This is a genomic window from Polaribacter septentrionalilitoris (assembly GCF_009832745.1).
Classification (GTDB): Bacteria; Bacteroidota; Bacteroidia; order Flavobacteriales; family Flavobacteriaceae; genus Polaribacter; species Polaribacter septentrionalilitoris.
The window spans coordinates 1-929 of the sequence record NZ_VRMJ01000037.1 but is presented as its reverse complement, the minus strand read 5'-3'; the positions used below and the strand labels follow the sequence as shown (position 1 = coordinate 929).

Annotated in this window: 1 protein-coding gene; it reads right to left on the bottom strand. The window is 27.4% G+C overall.

The genetic code is table 11. The features are described from left to right. Positions 1 to 233: 233 nt before the first annotated feature. Positions 234 to 800 (bottom strand): hypothetical protein, encoded by a 567-nt coding sequence (locus FP421_RS10190; RefSeq protein ID WP_159950272.1) that lies wholly within the window; start codon positions 798 to 800, stop codon positions 234 to 236. Between the last annotated feature and the right edge of the window lie 129 nt (positions 801 to 929).

The window sequence follows — 929 nt, the reverse complement described above, 5'->3', positions numbered from 1 at the left end:
CAATAAATTATTCCGTCGATGAAGTTTTGTGAGTTAGAAACTCCAAAATTCAGAACTAATAAAATTGTTAGCAGGATTTTCATTCAAATGTTTTACAACGTGTTTATATATGGTTTGTTGCGTGGTTAAGCACCTAATTTAGTAAATAAAAACTGACCAAGAAAATCCGCGAGGATTTTCGCAAGTAAGCAATTTGCCAGCAATAAATTATATATGTTGTTGGGCATAGTTTTTTATATTTTACTCACTTTATTAATTAATTCCTCAATTTTTAATTCAGGATTTTCATTTGTTACAATAGAAGTGAATATGATTTTATTCTCTTTCAAAATATTAAAGGCAAATCCCATATTCAAAGTGTCATTTGCAATCATTTTGTAAATTCGGTATTTTTCGTAAGGTAGTTTAAATTCGTAAGTTCTTTCATATTTGAAATTCGGTGAAATAAATTCCTCAAAATTATGACCTGCTATATAACTCAAAAAATATTCATTCATATTTTTTAATTCAGATTTTGGATAAACATAAGTTGAGGCAACAAATCCGCCAATAATTCTATTCTTTTTCCAAAGTTCTGATTCATATTCATATTTTGTTTCCAAACTTATAGTGTCAAATGCTTTTGAATAAATATGGTTTTTGTATTCAGCTGTTTTCAGGTATTCGTTAGAAAGAATATTTTCTTGTAAAATCAGTTTTTTCTTATCGGATTCCTGAAATTTCCGATTTTCATAATCGTCTGCGCAACTTGTCAAAATCACAAGTGTAAAAATTAAACTAAAAATTCGATTTAAGTTCATTCTGTATTATACTGATATAGGTTGACCTTTTTTTAGGTTTAATTAATACGTTCAAACGATTTTTTTAAGCCGTTTAGAAGGCAAAAAATAGCTTGAACTGCTTATTGTTTAAATTTTGAGTTCAGTCAA

Bases quoted from the DNA above. Each gene is read 5' to 3' on its own strand.
- FP421_RS10190 (WP_159950272.1), bottom strand. From the start codon at position 800: ATGAACTTAAATCGAATTTTTAGTTTAATTTTTACACTTGTGATTTTG.